The organism is Microbulbifer variabilis, from assembly GCF_023716485.1.
Taxonomy (GTDB): Bacteria; Pseudomonadota; Gammaproteobacteria; order Pseudomonadales; family Cellvibrionaceae; genus Microbulbifer; species Microbulbifer variabilis_B.
On the sequence record NZ_CP092418.1, the window covers coordinates 2444741 to 2464416 of the forward strand.

A 19676-nucleotide genomic window follows, 5' to 3' on the forward strand; every position below is an offset into this window, starting at 1 on the left:
TCACCCAGCTACAAAGGGAAGAATTCATCTACTCAATCGCTTGTTTAGGAGAAACAGGATATGAGGCGTTTAGTTGTTTGGAATGTGATGACGTTGGACGGGTACTTTGAAGGCACTACGCCCTGGGCGCTGGACCATCACGGAACAGTGTGGGGCGACGAGTTAGAAGCTTTCTCTCTTCAACAGGGCGATGAAATCGGCACCTTGTTGTTTGGACGCTGCACCTATGAGGGGATGGCCAGTCATTGGAGGAATGAAACCGGGGCGGTTGCTGACATGATGAACTCACTTGAGAAAGCTGTCATCACGCGCACACTTGAAACCGCCGATTGGTCAAACACTCGCCTTTTAAAAGGCGAGGCCGGCGAACACGTTCGCGTGCTGAAGAGGGAGACAGGGAAGAGAGATATCTTCGTTTTCGGAAGCGCAAACCTTGTAGATACTCTGCTCGCAAGGGGCTTGGTAGACGAATACAGGATATGCCTTGCGCCCATCGTGCTTGGAGCAGGCTCACCTCTCTTCAAAGCTAACGCCATCCAGAAGAATTTCGAACTAATGCGGGCGGACGCCCTTAAATCGGGCGGGGTGATCCTTCGCTACAAGTGCTTGCAGAAAGGTGGAGAAGTATAACAAATCGCAAAGTTTCTATTTTCTTTAAGGGCATTAGGCCTTCACGGAAATCCGTGGAACTCCTATATTCCAGCAGTCATATGGATTGATTGATACAGTTCAAATAGCCATCTATCTTATAGCGGTGTAATCACCAATTTTTATACTGTCATGATAAGGCCTCAACCTTTTCGGTTACCACTTGATTCGGATAGAAGGCGATACAAGCATTAATTACTTTGGCAAAGTTGAATACGGCTTTGTAAGTCCATGCAATGGTTGAAGTAGCTGGAGCGGACAATGGGCGTCTTTACCTCAATATGAACCAGTTAAAAGAAGTGAAGAAGTGTGCTGAAAAGTTGAAGTAATTCATCAATATATATTGGATAATATTATGGAATTTAATTTCCCAAATCGTGACGGTGTAGAATTAAAGGGTAAATTAGAGAATTCCACCGGGAACCCAAAGGCCTATGCAATTTTTGCACATTGTTTCACATGCTCAAAGGATATCATTGCTGCGAGCGCTATTAGCAAATCATTGACTAGCAAAGGAATATCAGTATTAAGATTTGATTTCACTGGGTTAGGTAACAGTGATGGAGATTTTTCCAATACTAACTTTTCATCTAATGTTGAAGACTTGCTTAGTGCTTACAATGAAATTGAAAACCGCTTTGAAGCACCAAAATTGCTAATTGGGCATAGTTTTGGTGGTGCTGCCGTATTAAAAGCCGCTGGTATGCTAAAGACAGCTAAAGCTGTTGTTACTATAGCCGCTCCAAGTGATGTAAAACATATCCAACATATGTTTAAAGATGAGCTCGATAACATCAATAAAACAGGACAGGCAAAAGTGGTGCTTGCTGGCCGAGAGTTTACACTTAAAAAGCAGTTTATCGACGATATAAATGAAGCAGACATCTTGGTTAACCTTAAGGAATTAAGGAAAGCTTTACTAGTTATGCATTCACCACTAGATAGCACTGTTTCTATTGATCATGCTGCAAAAATATTTAGCGCCGCGCACCATCCAAAAAGTTTTATATCCTTAGATAAAGCCGATCACTTGCTTATGAAGAAATCAGATGCTGAATATGTCGGCAATGTTATTGGAGCTTGGGCTCAAAGATATATTAGTTAATACGACATATAATAGAGAATAATGTTGGAGCTTAGAATCCAATAAAAATATGGGCTCGTCTGTTAATGATTAAATTGCATAACTGAGCTTTACTGACTTCCAGGAACCTTTGGATCAAACAACATAGCCAACACCAGGATGTAAACCCTTGTTTTTGTAAGCATAGATCTTCCGCAAGGAATCATCGCGTCAATCTATCGCAGCCGCTACCTATTAAAGAATGAGTTACTTTAGTTTGACTGCCACTCTGCGTGAATTTTTCGAAATCATATCGTTCACGACGAGAAAGTAAGCAGTTACGGATAGAGATGGAAACCTTAAAAAAAGGCCAGCGCCTTCTTTGTGAAAAAAATGAAATAATGCACAGCATTATTAAGGTACAGCAAGGCAGCTTTCAAGTGAGGTTGCTCTGCGGGGTAATGCAGGTAATGCACTACAAGCAAAAATGTACGAGATGCCGGGGCCTGAGCACAGAAATTCGTTAGCTGTTACAACGATCAGCATCGCTGTAATCAATTCAATTTTGTTACAGCCAATCAGCGTCATCGAGGAGAGGATTATGAAATAACTCGTCTTATTCTTTCCCACTCCGTTATATATATTATGCCTATCAAATTGGTACACTGGATTCACTACTCTCACTATCAGACACAACAAAAAAGGAAATTTTGATGTTGAATCTTAAAACTTTACCGAGTCAGAACGGCAATTCTTGCGCCGCTCACTGCACCGAGATCGCAGTATCAGGATTTGATATCCGTGCGCCAAGGCCACAGAGTTTTGTGGAAGACACTCTGTGGCCCGCCATCAAATGGCAGAATGCGGACCTACCTCCTATGCCAAACGGTGGTGACCATCCCTTAGTGGCGGACAACAATAGCTCGCCGATGCGTGTGCGAGCCTATGTGAATAACCAGTGCCCTGGACGAAATAGTCGGATTCTATATGACGCACAGCAGAAAAACGTATGCCTTCAACTCGCACAGGCGACCAATACAGCTGATTATAATGCGTTGTTTACAAATCTCATTCAGCCAAATAGTGATGGGGTAATGCCGAGAAACTTACTTACCGACACCTATTACAATTGCGCTTTTATGATGTTTCAAGGCCCTTCCCCTGTGTCTACTGCAGAAATAGGTTTCCATAATATCCTGGTTGCCAAGGATGGGACCACAGTCAAATATTATAACCCGAATGAAGCTCAACCAGTTTGGAGAAATGATGTTGGATGGCGAACGTTGCGTTATCAAAACGGTGGGGCGCATAGTTACGTTTGGAGTGGTATTGCAATCGAAATCACCTAGCAGTTAATGTTTGATGATGCGATCATTAGTATGGATCATGGGGTTTATCCTTGGTTTTGCTTTTAGCTTTAGGCACTTTCATCAAAACCGGTAAACCCTTCTTATTCAAGACGATCTGTCAGATTTGGTCTGATTTAGTCCACATCTTTACACCTTCCTCCAGCTTGTTCGCTCCCTTATTTGTTAAGAAATACTAAATTCCTGCTAGAACTGAATGTAAGTTACTCATGCCAGCCACTACTAATAAATCGATAAAATAAATTCGATTGTATCCGTTTTCGCAACATTGTTTCTCTATTCGAACTGATTATTGAGTCAATGTGATGTAATAGGATAGATCCCAAGTTTTGGACATTAACCCAACGCTTCAGGAGCTTGAAATGAAAGCAAAACTTATTTTACCAATGATTCTATTAAACATGCTTGGCGGAGTAGGGTCTGGCATCATGATCTATATATCTGGTGGCGATCCGGTTTGGGTCGGCGCACTTTTAGCGACCTTGCCTTTACCATTTTTCTTGATGGTCCTGACAAATGTGTTCAGCATTTCAAGAACGTCAGAAAGATTACCAGTTATTCAAGCCGTTAACTTTATAGGAGTTGCATTGGTTGCTTATTCAACTTATTCGAACCAGGCTCCAATGTCCTTGTCTCTATACATTCCTATTGCAGCTGCTGCTCTGGGCTTCCTATCCCTTCACTGGTATCTCTGGTCATTCTCCGTCTACAACCGTAAAAAGAGCAAAGCCATATCAAAAGGCCAAAAACTGCCTGAAATGAACTTTAATCGATTAGATAAATCGGGTGTGTCTTCCACTTCTTTTGACGAATCTAAAACACTAATAGTGTTCTTTAGAGCCAACTGGTGCCCATTCTGTATGAACCAGTTAAAAGAAGTGAAGAAGTATGCTGAGACACTTAAGCAATATGATGTGAAGGTAAAGTTTATCTCTAACCAAGGCTACGACAACTCAAGGAAGTTAGCCGACAAGCTTGACCTGCCTGGTCATTTTGAAATTCTTCAAGATGACAACCTAATGGGTGCTAAAGCCTTAGGCATTGAAGATATTGGCGGTTCTCCTGCAGGAATGCCTGGGTACCCTAAGGATACCGTTATGGCCACGGTGATAGCACTGGATGAAGGTGGCAAGGTTCTATTCGGAGATGAGACCGACAATTATCGCAGACGCCCAAATCCTACGACTTTCCTGCACGTTTTTGCGGGCTCAGTACCACAGCTAGAAAAGGACAAACCAACCTTTAAAAGTATTGCCTAGCGAAAGGCCTAAACTCAGCAAGCTGAAGGTTTTCGTCAGCCAATCTCCCCCTTTCTAGAACTAGAGAGGGGGTTCCTTCGATGAAATTTTCCTGCGATTTCACCTGACACCATAAATCCTAATCCAGCACGCTTTGTAGAAAATCGATAAAAACTCTCGTTTTCGCAGGCATCGCTCTACCACTGGGAATCAGTGCACTAACCGGTGGACCGGGTACTACTTTCTCAGGAAACAACTCAATAACTTCGCCAGTCTGAATAGAAGAACCGAGAGCAGTATCATATACCTGAGCAATACCCATACCAGCGACTACTGCATCTATCAGTGTTCGTCCATCTCTAAAAATAGCTAGCGGGGAAGGGGAGAATTCAGTAATTGAGTCATCATTTTCTCGAAATGACCAGGCTCTTACTTTTCCTGTAGGCGCTCTGAAAACAAGAGCATCATGCTCTCTCAGCTCCTCCAAATTATTAGGTTTACCTTTCTGCGAAAGATATTCAGGCGAAGCACACAAGATACGTCTAGATCCGCATAATGTTTTTGCGATAAAAGAACTATCCTCTAGTTCGCCAATTCTAACAACGACATCCCATTCACCTTTAATAGCGTCCTCCAGGCTATCTGAAAGAGAGACCTCGACCGTAACCTTGGGATGCAACTGCGTGAACCCCTTTAACGCACTGACAATATTTCGGCCTATGCCTATTGGCAAATTGATACGCAATCGTCCGGCAGGCTCATCCTTCCTGGCATGCAGCAAAAGCCTGGCCTCATTGATTGTTTCTAACGCATGTTTTGCGGCATCTAGAAATATTTTGCCTTCTTCTGTAAGCCTGATACTTCGTGTGGTTCTGTTGAATAGCTTAAGACCCAATTCCTCCTCAAGCTTCTTAACTGCCTTACCAGCGCCTGATTTGGTTGAGTTCAATGATGCCGCCGCCTTTGTAAAGCTGCCGTGTTCGGCTACGGCAATAAATACGACTATTTCGTTCAAATGGGCTTGCTGAAACACAGATTGTGTCCCTAATGGATACAATGAGTTTCAAAATAGCATGTTTATAGCGCAAATCAAAGTAACTAATCTTCCCAATAGTGGTTTGGCGTAAGTACCTGCATAGAGACCAATTGGAGAGTTAAGCACGTCGCCTCTTGGTCCATCGAAGGCTTACCCAAAGCTCGCGCTTCCAAACTTTAAACCATTAGAGGAATAGGTTATGTCTCTTCAAGACAAACTAGATGCTTTCAAAGAAGTATTTAAGCAACAGGCCCCGGAAGGAGCATTTGAAGCCTTTGCCAGATCATCCAAGGAATTGGCTGCTAGTGGCCAAGTTGAACGTTCGATTAAAGTAGGGGAGAAAGTCCCTTACTTTACATTGCCAGATTCAGAAGGTAATGACGTTGCCCTGGAAGAACTCCTTGCCAAAGGACCCGTTATTCTAACGTTCTATCGAGGCGTGTGGTGCCCTTACTGCAATATTGAGCTGCAAGCGTTAGAAGAAGTTGCTGCAGAGATCAAAGCTCGTGGTGCAACCCTGGTTGCTATTTCCATGCAAAGGCCCGCCGAAAGCCGCAAATCTCAGAGAGATAACAAGCTAAGCTTCCCAATTCTGACTGATCAAAGTGGAAAGCTTGCTGAAAAGTTTGGTATCCGCTGGACATTACAACCTAATGTAATTGAGTTCCACAAGGTGTTCAAAGTCGAACTCCCGACCATCCATCGTGACGGCGCGTGGAACTTACCTATGCCTGCAAGATATGTCATAGATACCGATGGAACAATCGCATATGCGGAGGTGAATCCTGACTATACGCGTCGCCCCGAACCCAGCGACTTATTTCCCGTACTTGAAAAGCTGAGTCAGTCTACAACTGCATAGTATGTAAACACCTCCACCTCTTTAGCGCTGACTAGTGCCAAAGAGGTGGAAGCACTCAATGTAAATCGATATCGAGCACCGTAAAACCCAGCTTATATGGTAAGACTCATGGTCAATTTTACACGTTACACAATTGAAACAGCACCAGAAGCCTCTAAGCCCACTCTAGAAGCCGCTAAAAAGAAAATGGGATTTGTACCCAATCTAATGGCAACCATGGCCGAATCACCTGTAATGGTAGAGAGCTACCTAACACTTATGGGATTATTTGATAAATCTCGCTTGAGTGAAACGGAGCGAGAGATAATCCTGATGACAAACAGCCGCCTAAACGGTTGCACCTACTGCATGGCTGCGCATACCGCCGTTTGCAAAATGGCCGGTGTAGATGAAAATGTCATCAAGGCGCTGCGTAGCGGCAAAACACTCGATGATCCTAAACTCGAAGCGCTCCGAGCATTCAGTGTCATTATCAATGAGAAACGTGGATGGGCCACAGAAGAGGAGGTTGAGGCGTTTCTTGCAGCAGGTTATACGAAAGAGACGGTTCTAGAGGTGATAGTTGGAACTAGTCTAAAAGTACTCTCGAATTACTCTACCCACAACCTGAATGTCAGTCTCGATGATGCGTTTTTGCCAATGGCTTGGAGTAAGGATATGGATTCGAATGATTGAGCGTAAAGGCAAATAAAAAACATGTATCCGATTCAAGCGTCTAATCAAGACTGAGCCTTGGGAAGAGGGCGCCTGTCCAGATCATAAAAGTGACGATAAGAACCCCACTGATTCACCAAAGTAATGAGGCCCATATAGCCACTATGGGCCTCTACTACATTGTCCGAGATATACTCGTGGTATCTAAGCCCCTAAACAATATATCCTCTTGAATACAGCCTTCTTTTGGCTTATCGCAATCACTCCATTTCGCTACGAACAATGCCGGGTGTTTTGGCTTGTCCCCGTACTCGGTCAGGATGATCGCGCTCGTTAAAGCGCCTCAAGCCTTCGGATAGTTCTGCTCTGGATTCAGAGTCGCTGAATAATCGGTTGAAGCACTCAGCCTCAATTCGTAGACCTTCATCAAGATCCTTTCCATAACCACGAATGGCAGCTTCTTTATCAGAGTGAATCGCTGGCTGGGGAAGGGTAGAGATATACTGTGCTAACTCAACAGCACGATCTAATGCGGCTCCCTTTGGCACCACTTCGTTGGCCAACCCAATGCGATAAGCTTCTTTAGCATTAATAACTTTTCCCGTGATGATTAACTCCAGCGCTCGCCCCATACCAACAATACGCGGCAAACGCTGAGTACCACCATCGGCTAAGCCGATATTCCAACGACGACAGGTCATTCCAAAGGATGCGTGTTCTTCTACAATCCGCATATCGGCAAAACATGCCCACTCAAAGCCACCCGCATAAGCAATTCCGTTCACAGCCGCAATGATAGGCTTATAAATATCGGTCCAGCGGGATGGACCTATAATCCCTGGAGCTTCACCTCGATTATGCAGGGCAATATCAGCGGGCTCTACAGGACATAAAACAGCCACGTCAGGATCGGGGTGATTGGTGGGTTCGGTTGCAGCAAGGTTGCTTTTCAAATCACCCCCTGCACAAAATGCAGAATCGCCAGCACCGGTGATTACCGCAACTTTTGCTCCGTCATCGGTACGAAAGCGATCGAATGCATCCACCAGCTCACGGTGAGCACGTGTCCCAATGCAGTTCTTAACCTCTGGACGGTTAAAAGTAACGATGGTTACAGGACCATTTTGCTCGTATTTAATATGATGATATTCCATATCATAAGACCTTTATCATGTGGCGTTGAAGTAATATCTGGAATCTAGCCTTGAGCTGTCAATCTAATTCGGTACTCGTTTAGTGATTTCTAGCATGAAGAAGGAGAAGAGCCCAGAAAGCTGATTTAAGCTGGCGATGTAAGGAAGTTACTAAGCTAGAGGGCTTGTTACAACCCCACTATTTCCGATATTTGTGAATATCGGATATTTTATAAGTACCCGATATTACGTATAATTTGCCGCATTCCAACAACAACTCCATATTTCTATGTCTGTTTCCAACCGGCCACCAGCACCAATCATCGACAACCTGAGCAATCTTGAGAATCCATTTCGCTGCACCAGCTTTTCAGCTAGCCGTTATCTCAGCAAGCAGATTCCTGGTGCTGATACCGATCTGGAGTTCACGCTTAAGTTTCTTTACAGCTACAACGGCAGCCAGGCAACGTTCAACAGCTACCGCCGTGAACTTGAGCGCTTGCTGCAATGGGCGTGGCGCATTGAAGAAGTTTCAATAATGACTCTGAAGCGCGAACACATTGAGGAGTTTGTGCAGTTTTGCATTGAGCCGCCAATTGCCTGGATCGGAACTAAGAATGTTGCCAGATTCAAAACACAAAATGGCGAGCGCGTTGTGAATGCCGATTGGCGGCCATTCGTAGTCAGTGTGTCCAAAGTTGAGTTTCGTGCTGGTAAAACGGCTTCTCCCAAGGAGTTCCGGCCATCCCAGGCAGCGATTAAATGCATCTTTACTGCATTGTCGTCCTTCTTCGATTTTCTCTATCAAGAAGGCTTGGTTCCAGCCAATCCTGTGGCACTGATTCGCCAGAAAAGTAAGTTTGTTCGACGTGAGCAACAAAGCCAGGTTGTACGTCGAATCAGCAACTTGCAGTGGGACTATGTTCTGGAAACTGCTGAGATCATGGCCGAGACATCACCTACTGATCACGAGCGAACTTTGTTTATTATGAACGCCCTATTCGCTATGTATTTGCGAATCTCTGAGTTGGTTGCGGATGAAAGATCGGCACCAGTTATGGGTGATTTCAAGAAAGATCGCGACGGAAACTGGTGGTTTCACGTTACGGGTAAAGGAAACAAGGGCCGGGCAATCACTGTTTGCGACCAAATGCTGAAGGCCTTGAAGCGCTACAGAAATTATTTGCAGCTCCCTGCTCTGCCCAGCATCAATGAGCAGACACCTCTGGTGCACAAGTCCCGTGGCAAGGGACCAGTTACCAGTACCCGACAGGTGCGCCTGATTGTTCAAAACTGCTTTGATGCTGCCCACCAACGGATGGTTGAAGAAGGCTTAGGGGAAGATGCTGAAGATCTCAAGGCTGCCACTGTGCACTGGCTCCGCCATACGGGTATTTCTGAAGATGTGAAGTACCGCCCCCGCGAGCATGTGCGCGATGATGCGGGACATGCAAGTATGGCTACGACCGATCGCTACATTGATTCCGACATGCGGGAACGACATGAAAGTGGACGGAGTAAGCGGGTAAAGGAGGAGCGGTAATACTACCGCCCTGCCCTATAATGAGGCTCAGGAGTCCTTAGCCGGCCTTACTAGGTTTTCTGGAGTTCCTATTATGGTCTCCTTATCAATTGAGTTACGACCAGTAAACATGGAGTCAGATGATTTCGGAAGTTGGTAACTCAGGCTCTACCCGCCACTTCCTACCATAAATAATCTTCTGGCAAGGTTGCTGCTGTAGTGGAATATAAATATCGTAAGTAATCACACCGACTTGAATATATATTCCGGAGCTGTCTTCACAGAAAAATATGGGTAATTTTCATCATAGTGAATATCTAACACCAACTCCTCTACAGTTTCTCTTGTATGGGAATATCGCAAAAATTGCTGAGGTATGTAACTGAGCTTCTTATTGTTTAAATGAATTTCAGGTGCTCCCTCTATTGCCACCTCTCCACGTCTTAAGTCTACTGAGTACGACATTGAAAAACCTTAAGGGTAGCCAATATGATATATTTGGGGGCTATAGGTACTCAGCCCCCGAGAGATATCATTATTGCCTGTTGATATTACTGCTAAGCGGCCTTAGCTATGTTAAGCTTTATTTGTTCTTCTTTCCGCGGATGAACTTTTCCGGTTTCTGAAAAGACTTTCAACTCCTCAAGCACAACCTTGGCAAGTTTGTTAAACTGCCTCTTCATTAGTACTCCCATAATCTGAGCAAATATGGGGAGCAAAGTTACACCAATTTCAAAGCTAACTCGTGACTGCCCATTAGCAACCGGTTCAACTTTCCAAGTATTAATCATGGATCTAACAAAGAATGGCATACTAGACAGCTTTACCTCATAGGAAAAAGTGTGCTGACCACTATCCACATTCACTAATGTTTCACTGGCAATGGCTCCATCAGGCAACTCGCACTTTCGACCATCACCTTTCGGTAAATCTGGATTTTCAGTGGATACAACAACGGCACTGGTCCAACTACTAATCTCGCTAAAATTACCTGATAATATTTCCCACACTTTATCAATAGAAGTGTTGATATTAATTTGATTGACAATCTTCATTTGCACTCTCCCAATTAAAAATTATGACGTAAAAATATAGTATTCTGTTTTTAAGATATACGAACCCCTAAGCCTTAATTGCCTATTCATTAAAAATCTGATTTTTAATATGTTTTACTGTTCGATATCTATAGGACTTTACCTATATATTCAAACAGGAGTGGTTGGCCTTGTTACCGGAAATTGAATCTCACAAACGCAATCTTCAGGGTCCCCTTGGGATGGTGGCTTTATAAATATTTCTTTTGCAGGCCCTGATATTTGAAAATCACTATTCTCTATCCACCTACCTAGCTGAGCATATTTCTCATACCCGTTTTCAAATGCTCCTACCCTGATCGTAGAAATAACACTCTGCTCTGATTGGAGAACCCGCCCTTTAACTTCACTTCCTCCAGGTAGCAGTAGAGCTCTTTCGATACTCCTCTTAACTGGAAACCCTACTTCGATATCTACGTTTTCAATACTAAAAGCATTACCGTGAAGTATGATCGTTAGAGGGCCAAGCTGGTCTTTCCCCGCCACGTCAGGTACATATTCCCTTAGCTCGGTCACCAAGTGGATTGTGTCAAATAGGTTTGGCATTATCTTTCTAACAGAATAGAAAGGCTGCTCAGCAATGCTTTTTAGAATAATTCCATCGAAATTCAAACTCTCAGGCCTTTCAGCCTCTTTTAGGCGTGCTTCAATGATCTTTAGGTGATTAATTTGTTCCTGAACAGTTTGTTCTATTTGTGCTTTTCTCAGCAGTAACATACCTTGAATTTCTTGCACCGATACGTCCTGAAGAACCATGACCTTAATTTGTTCAAGCGAAATTCCCAGCTCTTTCAAGGCGATAATACGGTTTAATTCAGGCAACTGATTAGTGCTGTAGTATCTATACCCTGTGGACTCGTCTGTGTGATCAGGCTGAAACAGACCAATTTGATCGTAATACCGTAATTGTGAAACAGCGGTCTGGGCTATTTTTGAAAACTCACCGATTCTAAACATAGTTCCACCTATCTGTTCACCCTTCTGCGCGTGAGTTGAAGTATGGACTCTCAAGCCACTTGAGAGTCAACAGATAGATACAAGAAAGATCTCCTTGAGAGACAAAAAGTTATAACCGAAGAGTTAGATATAACTTTTAGAGCTTGAAAGGCAGAAGGCCCTCGTGAATTAAGGCCCGCGAACTATTAGAAACGGGCACATTGCAAGTCGAACGGATCGCTTGGCAAGTGGGGTATGAGGATGTCAGCGCATTCCGGAAAATGTTTCACAAACAGACCGGTCTTTCTCCTCGGGAGTATCGACAGAGATTCTCAGGTGGCTCTAAAATGTAATTCCCCGAAAAGGCGGACTAATTGGTAAAGCACCCAATTTCACTAAAGAGATTGATCGAAGAGATTCCTGTTAAGCCCAGTAGCTTGATAGGCAGCGGAACGCCTCTATTTAGGATGCGTAGATCAATATAAAAGTTAAACAGATATAACAATAAGATTAAAAGCTTCCTAAAACCTAAAAGCTCTAACTAAAAAGTTGACCACATTCAGATAGTTAAGGGGTCATTTATCGTTCGAGTAAATATTACACCACCAACCGGCTAGCAGAAATACGAATCATTTCTCTTTGGAGATGCGGATAAGTATCCCCTCAACTCTACACTTCCTCGCCATCTCAGAAATTGCCCTGCAATTTTCAAAGGTAAATAGCAAGACTTCAATCTCGTCAAATACAGTGCCCGCAATGTGTAGGTCAAGTTCTGAGTAATATTTGAAAAAATATTTTGTGAACAATTCTGGATATTCCAAAAATCAACAAATTTTTTGTTAAATCATGGTATCAGCTGAACGAGCTCCCCTATATAGTTAGTGGTACCGCCTAACTTTGATTAAAAATAGGTTAGTTTTCATTCTTTTTTGAGATTTGGGAGAGATACCAAAGTGATTAAGAAAATTTTTTCGAAAAGAGATCTAAAGCTTCCAATCATTGGCGGCTTGATAGCGGCAGCAAGCTTGCTATCAACAACGGCAACAGCCGAAGTTGATATAAATCAATTACGTCAACAATCAAAAATTATGTTCGGCACTCTCTCAGAAACTATGCCAGGCAGTGAGAATGACACCCCAGCTATGGTTGAGCTTGGAAAAACACTGTTCATGGACAAACGACTTTCAGTCAATGATAGCCAGTCCTGTAACAGCTGCCATCAAGTAGGGAACTACAACGGTTCGGGCGTTGACAATGAAGCGACATCACCGGGAGCTTTACCTGGTACCAAGGGTGATCGAAACTCTCCAACGGTCTGGAATTCAGGATTCCAAATGGCTCAATTTTGGGATGGTCGCGCAGAGGACCTGAAGGAACAGGCCAAAGGTCCAATTCTAAACCCTGTAGAGATGGGAATGCCTTCAGAAGAGGCTGTTGAGACAAAGATTTCAAAAATTGCCGAATATCAACAAAGTTTCAAACACGCCTTTGGTAAAGAAAATGCTATCTCTTACGACAATATTGCTCAGGCCATAGCTGCATTTGAGCGCACCCTGATTACGAATGATCGTTTTGATGATTTTATGAGCGGCGATGATCAGGCTATGACAAAAAGTGAGTTAAAGGGCTTGCAAACCTTTATCAACACTGGTTGTTCGGCATGCCACAATGGTGCAACCTTGGGTGGAAACATGTACCAGAAGATGGGGCTAGTCAACCAATACCCACACCAAGAAGATTTAGGTCGTTATAAAGTTACAGGCCTTGAAAAAGATAAAATGATGTTTAAAGTTCCAATGTTACGCGATATAAGCAGAAGCGCTCCTTACTTCCACGACGGGCGTGTAGAAACCATTGAACAAGCAATTTACGATATGGCTTGGTACCAATTGGGGCAGAAATTAAGCACACAACAAGTAGATGATATTGCAACTTTCCTAAATGCTTTAGAGCATCAAACCCATTAAGGTATTTCCCACCCTTCGGGGTGGGCCCCTTTCGCTCTATTTAATTTTGGCTAGGCTCGCGGATTTTAAATCACTACTCATTGATAACTTATTATCACTCTGCCCTACCTTTGTGTATCAGCCACGTTCAGAGATAGAAGCTAGCGGACTAAACAGTTTCCTAATTGCTAACCAGTTGGTAATGTATAGCCCTCTAACAATATCTATACCAAGTCGGAAAAGTGAAATCCATGGTGAGGTGTACAGTTTTAGCTATCGCTTTGCGGCAGCTACATTAGATTACCGTTCACTACCTGAGCATTCAGTTATCAGTTGTCTTTATCAGAAGGTGTTCTGTCCGTTTAAGGTCAAGTAATCTGATTTATTCGGCGGAAGGTATCAAGTTAATCAGTAGTGATTAGCTTAGCTTTAGACGATAGTATCGAATTCACATCTTTTCAGCTATTAGCTACTAATACAAGTTGCGACAGTCATGCCTCTGCTAATTAGATTTATTTAGATAAACCATTTGCACAAGGCGAGCCAAAGTCACTTTCTCAACACAGAAACCTAAGAGTATTACGAAATTATTAACGCAATATTTCATGAGATTGCAGAATCAACTTTTAAAATCTTCGTGAGATCAGTTTCTCACTATACGCCATCTCTGTTTGACCCGATCAACAACAAAGTCTTACATTGCTGAACGAATTTTGAAGTTCGAACAGCCAGCATACATCACTTACTTTATCCAACAATAATTTAATATGCGGCATTGCATGAAATTCGTTGAACTTTCTAAATTATATGATTAATTTTTAACAAAAAATATTTCCCCTCCAAAGAGTTACTTCTATTTGGTCAAAAAAACAATATAGGACTTGATCATGAAGCTCAAAAAAATAGGTGCGTGTATCGCACTTACGTTTATTCTAATTTTACCAGCATATGCCCATGCAGGATTGTGGGATAAATTTACAACCTGGGTTGTTGATACTTGGGATACTGTTGAAGAGAGAGTTGAAGAGATTATTGAGGATGTCGTTACAACTGTAGAGGATGGTGTAACGTCAGCCATTGGTTTCTTTGTAGATACCGGTGAGTGGATATACGATGGACTAACGACCGTGGTTGAAGGTTCACTTAATTTCTTCTACGGCGTTGCCGATGGTACAGTCACGGCATTAAATTACTTCGGCATGGATCTCGATATATCGGACTGGTTCACCACGGGGGGGCAGAATTCCGAGGACGGTGCGCGGCTGTGGAGCCTTACAGACTATGATACTTCCTCGCATCCTGCATATTTAAATGCCTTCCGTGATCGGCAGGTAGCTTATATCGAACGCGTTCTTGATTCATCCAAAGCTGAACCTAATAACGATCATTATGTACTCAGGGCATATTATGATTTACCACTAGATAAAGAGGCTCTGGCTCGGGGGCTGACCGATCTTTTTACACCAGGAAAGCACGCTTACAAAAACCCTGATATGCGCCTGATAGAATATATTAGACTATTGGCGGAGAGTGATGAGTACGATGATATTATCCTGAGTGAAATTATCAAACTACCTTATTGGCAGGATGAAGATACTGAAGGAAAGCGAGTATACACTTCTGAAAATCACGTACTTATGTGGCTATCTTCCAGCTGGTTACTATCTGAAATGGAAGGTTGGGATATAGGTGGTGGGCCCGAAAAACTAAGGGAGCGTCTTGTACGTTATCTGGAGGTTAAAAAGCAGTTTGGAGTATATGAGTCTACTTCAAATGTTTATAGCCCATTTTCCCTAACAGCATTGTTAAATTTATACGACTATGCCCAGGATACAGAGATTAAAACCCTAGCTGGACAGGTTGCCCTCATTTTTCTTAATGATATCGCTATGGTCACCAACGACCTTGGTGCTGCTATAGCTGTCGATTCAAGGACCTATGAAGGTGTTCACCAAGATCTTAACTTCTTGAATAATAAGTTCGCACGATATACCGCGTTGATTACTGGCAAAGGTCCACAAGATTTTACGGGTAGTACCCATATGGATATTTTTGCCATGACTACACTTGATGTAAGCAGTGTTGCCTATAATCGCCTTGAAAAACTTAATGGTGAAATTAACATAAGCTATTCTTCCGGCCATCCTATCTCTGAAGTTGATACCGTATGGGCTGGGTTGGACCTCCAGGATAAGTTAATTTTCTCTCAATCTGCCGGCGCCTATGCCCACCCAGAACTGATTGATGAGATGCTGGAATATTACCTGAATCCACTTGCCGGTCTGAACTTCTTTTTGGAAGATTTGATTGTGGAGTCTAACCTGGCAGATGACGTAGTCGACATGTCAGGTGTTCTTCTTACTGAAACCAGTGCACCTTTCACCACAAGCTCAATTATTTCAGAAAAAACCATGGATCTGTATCGCCATGGCAATGTGCAATTATCGTCATACCAGGATTTCCATGCGGGGAATGCAGGTTGGCAGCAGCTGCCCTGGATAGCAACAACCGGTACTATACCGGTTTATACTCGGTCAGGTGCGGAATACGGTGGCTGGAAGGCTGGTGGCCAGGAGCAAATGAACACGCACTTACCCTATATAAAGCAAAATAAGAATGTAGCCATGGTTTTGTACAAACCTGCGATGGAGCTGCGCTTTATGGATGGTGTTAACAGAGCAACTGACTTCTTACCTGTAGATGACTTTCTAACTGCACCAGTAAATTTGCATTGGCCAACAGAGCAATTCGATGAAGCTACCAGTTTCCAGAACTGGTTGTTTGCACGTGAGGGTGATGGTTATGTGGCTGTTTATCGTCACTGCCTGGATACCAAAACCTTTATTCGTAATGAGGAGGTTGTAGAAATTTACAGCTGTAGTGCTGATGAACAAGTCTGGGCAACAGTTGTTGGTAATACCCAGACTCACGAAAGCTTTAGTAATTTCATTTTTACTGTGTCACAAGCCAAGATCAAAAGCAAATGGTACTGGAGCTGGGCAGAGACCCGCCATGTATGGGAGACAACTTTAGAAGTCGATGGAAAGACCTTAAGTTTTGGCTGGGAAGCAAACGTAGATGATTTAACGGATAGAGAAATGTGGGAATTGGCCAGTGCTAATAACGCATCTACTATCGAAATGGCTTCGGTGAGTGGATTCCAGGTCAATAATGTAACAGACACAGAAACTAATACCGGTCATGGCAACTGCGAGAGTTCAAACGATGTGCTTTTACATCAAAATGTAAGCTTTAACGGTTTTGATCCAACAATATTACGTATGGCAGAGGCCGATAACGGTGAATGCTATCTGATTAACGTAGAAGATCAGTCACAAGATATGGAATTGATCCATGAAGGTGAAAAGGTCGATGTAGTGCGTTTTACTAACCGGCGCTTTGTAGGTGGCGAGGCTGATAAGGCTTACGGGATAAATCACGAATGGACTACTATAGAGTTGGACTTCAGTTATGAAAACCCTGTGGTGTTTGCTTCAGTAATTGGTATTGCCGGCACTGACCCGATAACAACTGAGATTCGCAATATCACTTCAACCAGCTTCGATGTGCGTGTTGCGGAGTTTGCCTGGAACGATGGCATCCATACAACGGAAGTGGTGCATTATGTAGTGATGGAGGCTGGTAGTTACTCAATTGCCAATGGATTGCAGCTTCATATTGGCGCCGTTGCACTGGAAGATAATTTGAGTGGCTCCCCGGACTTTGAAACTGTCGGGGTCGACTTACAGGATTACTTGCTTATCAGCCAAGTACAAGGTAGTGACAGGGATGAAACACTAAGCACGCGTGTCAGAAATAAGAAAACTGGCACATTTGAAATGAGCCTGATGGTACAGGAGGCAAACAGTGATAATGAGGAAACTATAAAGGCAGTTGTAGGTTATTTGGCTGTCGGAAAGCCCCCAGTCAAATCCTTAAAAGTGGCACTTAAAGGTGCCCACGGGAAGTATCTGGGTGCAGCAGGTAATGGAGGAAATGGCAAAACTGCCAACGCCAATGCCTCAGTAATTGGTAGCCATGAGACTATTGTCCTTACAGGAAATAGCCTGCAACAGGGTTGCCTAATAGACGGGGATGAAGTGTGGCTGCAAAGCACCGGTGGTTATTACTACAGTGCCCAACAAAGTGGTGCTTTAGATGTCGATAGAACGGCTAGGTACAGCTGGGAAACATTTAAGTTGATCAACCATTCAGACAATACGGGCTGTTTACGAAATGATGACTTGATTTCCTTATACAACCCTGAACATGGTAATTACATCGTTGCAGAATCAGATGGCCGGGCTAATGCGAATCGCAAAGCAATAGGTTCCTGGGAGAAATTTATTGTTTACGATCTAAACGATAACTAACAAGTACCAAGCGGGCACCCACATCCATTCTTACTGGGTTTGGGTGCCCTAATCTTTGGAGATTACGTATCTGCAAAATTATCCTGTGTCAATAAGCTAGACAGATACTCATCAGTGATCCTAACTCGGAGCTTTTCAAGCTCCAAACTTTGGCTCCGGGAGCCCCCGAACACCAAGGCCATGAATAGCAAAAATACTACCTGGCTGCGGGTGACGAGCCAGTTCCTCAGGAGTTACAAATGATTGCTGTGAAGTAACATAGAGAGTTTCATAATTGTCGCCGCCGAATGTAACGCAGGTGGGACTTCGGATCGGTAGGTCAATCTCACGATCAAGGCGGCCCTTAGGATCAATCCTTAAAATCTTACCGCCAAGATTCAAAGCAAACCAATAATACCCTTCAGCATCGACTGTTGCGCCATCTACAATCGCGGGCTTACGCTCTTGAACTGAAAAGAACGGCCTTCGGTTACTGATACGGCCCTCATCCATATCCAAGTCAAATACATAGACCATGCCACCAATGGTATCGCCAAAGTACATACGAGTGTCCTCTGGGTCGAAGGCAATCCCATTGGAACATACAAAGGAAAAGTCCTTAGCAACCTGGCGCACACTAAAATCAGGCTCAAGACAATATAAATGAGAGACTTTACCTTTCAATTGCGTATCCATACTACCGCACCAAAAACGCCCTCTTCGATCGATCTTTCCATCGTTTAGCCGGTTTTGGGGTAGATTCGGTTCCGGATCAACAACTGTCTCAAACTCCCCTGTTTCGAGGTCGATGGTGCAGAATCCTGAATTGGCAGCGCCAACTAACCCTCTCCCCTTACGGAAACCAAAGGACCCTACCTGCTCCGGCATTTCCCAAGTCTTTCTTTCACCAGTAGAGATGTTTAGCCGCCGAATCGATGGCCGCCGGGGCCCTGCCAGATCAACCGAAGGGCCGACATGATCCGCCCAGTAGATAGAGGTGTCTTCTGCATGCCAGATGGGTGTTTCTCCCAATCCATCGTTACACTCCCAAAGACATTCAATCTCCATTGTCAAAACCCTTCTTAATAGTTTCAGTAGGTCTTAGACTTGAAACTTGGATGGAATAGGAACATCAATATCCTCAGTATGTAGCAATGCGGCCTCTATTCCAGCATGGACACCAAGTGCTGAGGTCTCTCTGGACATGCTGGGTGTACCAAGGTTTTCGGGCAAAGCCGCTACTTGAGGTAATTGCGGAAGGTGAATCCACCCTGCGCGTATATCCAGTTGATTGCTGGCAATAAAGTGCAAAACGCCATACATCAAGTGATTACAGCAAAAAGTGGCGGCATTATCCGAAATATCTGTAGGCACTCCGGCTTCACGCATTGCCCTAACCATAGCTCTGAGAGGAAGATTACTACGATAGGCTACCGGTCCACTGGCAACCGTAGGTGCGCCCTGCATCTCTACGCCACGATTGTCCTTCAGGTTGTATCGAGTAGAATCGTTAAAATTTTGAGCAATTCGCTCTACCGTAACCATCGATCGCCCACCATATTCACCCATCATGATCACTATTTGTGGACGGAGCTCATCTATAGCGCTAGTTACTACGTCAATACACTCAAAGAAGTTACTAGGAACCAGGATTCCAAAAACATCTGAATTCCCAATACGGGTACCATCCAAAACACGCATTACCGATTCTGCAGGATTTATTGGCGTATGCCCGAATGGTTCAAAGCCGGTCACTAAAACCTTTTTCATGACAATGCTCTTTGAGTAGTTTGAAATTGGCCTTCAGAAATGTGTTGTCTGATTC

The 19676-nt window shown here is 43.7% G+C and carries 16 protein-coding genes; 10 read left to right on the forward strand and 6 right to left on the reverse strand.

Annotated elements, in window-relative coordinates:
* Positions 1–60: 60 nt before the first annotated feature.
* The 4 genes from MJO52_RS10850 to MJO52_RS10865 all read left to right on the forward strand — a co-directional run bounded on the left by MJO52_RS10850 (position 61) and on the right by MJO52_RS10865 (position 4337).
* Positions 61–630 (forward strand): dihydrofolate reductase family protein, encoded by a 570-nt coding sequence (locus tag MJO52_RS10850; protein ID WP_252081679.1) that lies wholly within the window; start codon positions 61–63, stop codon positions 628–630.
* A 373-nt stretch (positions 631–1003) separates the two neighbouring features.
* Entirely contained in the window at positions 1004–1753 is a 750-nt protein-coding gene (locus MJO52_RS10855) for an alpha/beta hydrolase family protein (protein WP_252081680.1), read from the forward strand.
* Positions 1754–2424: 671 nt separating this feature from the next.
* On the forward strand, positions 2425–3060 hold the full coding sequence (locus MJO52_RS10860; RefSeq protein ID WP_252081681.1) for a hypothetical protein: 636 nt from the start codon (positions 2425–2427) through the stop codon (positions 3058–3060).
* A 380-nt stretch (positions 3061–3440) separates the two neighbouring features.
* Positions 3441–4337 (forward strand): TlpA family protein disulfide reductase, encoded by an 897-nt coding sequence (locus MJO52_RS10865; RefSeq protein ID WP_252081682.1) that lies wholly within the window; start codon positions 3441–3443, stop codon positions 4335–4337.
* 118 nt (positions 4338–4455) lie between these two features.
* Here MJO52_RS10865 and MJO52_RS10870 read toward each other — a convergent pair whose 3' ends face one another.
* The gene (locus MJO52_RS10870; RefSeq protein ID WP_252081683.1) at positions 4456–5349 is read right to left on the reverse strand and encodes a LysR family transcriptional regulator; all 894 of its coding nucleotides are present in this window, start codon (positions 5347–5349) and stop codon (positions 4456–4458) included.
* Positions 5350–5551: 202 nt separating this feature from the next.
* Between MJO52_RS10870 and MJO52_RS10875 the strand changes: the two genes are divergently transcribed.
* Both MJO52_RS10875 and MJO52_RS10880 read left to right on the forward strand, forming a co-directional pair.
* Positions 5552–6214 carry a peroxiredoxin-like family protein gene (locus MJO52_RS10875; RefSeq protein WP_252081684.1) on the forward strand — a complete coding sequence of 221 codons (663 nt, stop codon included), beginning with the start codon at positions 5552–5554 and terminating at the stop codon, positions 6212–6214.
* 108 nt (positions 6215–6322) lie between these two features.
* Positions 6323–6889: a carboxymuconolactone decarboxylase family protein gene (locus MJO52_RS10880; protein ID WP_252081685.1), complete on the forward strand. Its 567-nt coding sequence runs from the start codon at positions 6323–6325 to the stop codon at positions 6887–6889.
* Between the two features lie 239 nt (positions 6890–7128).
* Here the strand turns inward: MJO52_RS10880 and MJO52_RS10885 are convergent, their stop codons facing one another.
* Positions 7129–8022, reverse strand: coding sequence for an enoyl-CoA hydratase-related protein (locus MJO52_RS10885; protein WP_252081686.1), 894 nt, complete (start codon positions 8020–8022; stop codon positions 7129–7131).
* Between the two features lie 268 nt (positions 8023–8290).
* On the opposite strand from MJO52_RS10885, the gene MJO52_RS10890 reads away from it, so the two are divergent.
* Entirely contained in the window at positions 8291–9544 is a 1254-nt protein-coding gene (locus MJO52_RS10890) for a tyrosine-type recombinase/integrase (protein ID WP_252081687.1), read from the forward strand.
* 536 nt (positions 9545–10080) lie between these two features.
* Here MJO52_RS10890 and MJO52_RS10895 read toward each other — a convergent pair.
* Both MJO52_RS10895 and MJO52_RS10900 read right to left on the reverse strand, forming a co-directional pair.
* The gene (locus MJO52_RS10895; protein WP_252081688.1) at positions 10081–10578 is read right to left on the reverse strand and encodes an SRPBCC family protein; all 498 of its coding nucleotides are present in this window, start codon (positions 10576–10578) and stop codon (positions 10081–10083) included.
* Positions 10579–10728: 150 nt separating this feature from the next.
* A complete protein-coding gene (locus MJO52_RS10900) occupies positions 10729–11574 on the reverse strand; it encodes a MerR family transcriptional regulator (protein ID WP_252081689.1) in 846 nt (281 codons plus the stop codon).
* Between the two features lie 167 nt (positions 11575–11741).
* Between MJO52_RS10900 and MJO52_RS21290 the strand changes: the two genes are divergently transcribed.
* The 3 genes from MJO52_RS21290 to MJO52_RS10915 all read left to right on the forward strand — a co-directional run bounded on the left by MJO52_RS21290 (position 11742) and on the right by MJO52_RS10915 (position 17872).
* Complete coding sequence (locus MJO52_RS21290; protein ID WP_286037020.1) at positions 11742–11906, forward strand: helix-turn-helix domain-containing protein; 165 nt, start codon at positions 11742–11744, stop codon at positions 11904–11906.
* 600 nt (positions 11907–12506) lie between these two features.
* A complete protein-coding gene (locus MJO52_RS10910; RefSeq protein WP_252081690.1) occupies positions 12507–13520 on the forward strand; it encodes a cytochrome-c peroxidase in 1014 nt (337 codons plus the stop codon).
* Positions 13521–14386: 866 nt separating this feature from the next.
* Positions 14387–17872 (forward strand): fascin domain-containing protein, encoded by a 3486-nt coding sequence (locus tag MJO52_RS10915; RefSeq protein ID WP_252081691.1) that lies wholly within the window; start codon positions 14387–14389, stop codon positions 17870–17872.
* Positions 17873–18007: 135 nt separating this feature from the next.
* Here the strand turns inward: MJO52_RS10915 and MJO52_RS10920 are convergent, their stop codons facing one another.
* A complete protein-coding gene (locus MJO52_RS10920) occupies positions 18008–18919 on the reverse strand; it encodes an SMP-30/gluconolactonase/LRE family protein (protein WP_252081692.1) in 912 nt (303 codons plus the stop codon).
* Between the two features lie 33 nt (positions 18920–18952).
* Positions 18953–19621, reverse strand: coding sequence for a pyroglutamyl-peptidase I (pcp, locus tag MJO52_RS10925; RefSeq protein WP_252081693.1), 669 nt, complete (start codon positions 19619–19621; stop codon positions 18953–18955).
* Positions 19622–19676 lie beyond the last annotated feature (55 nt).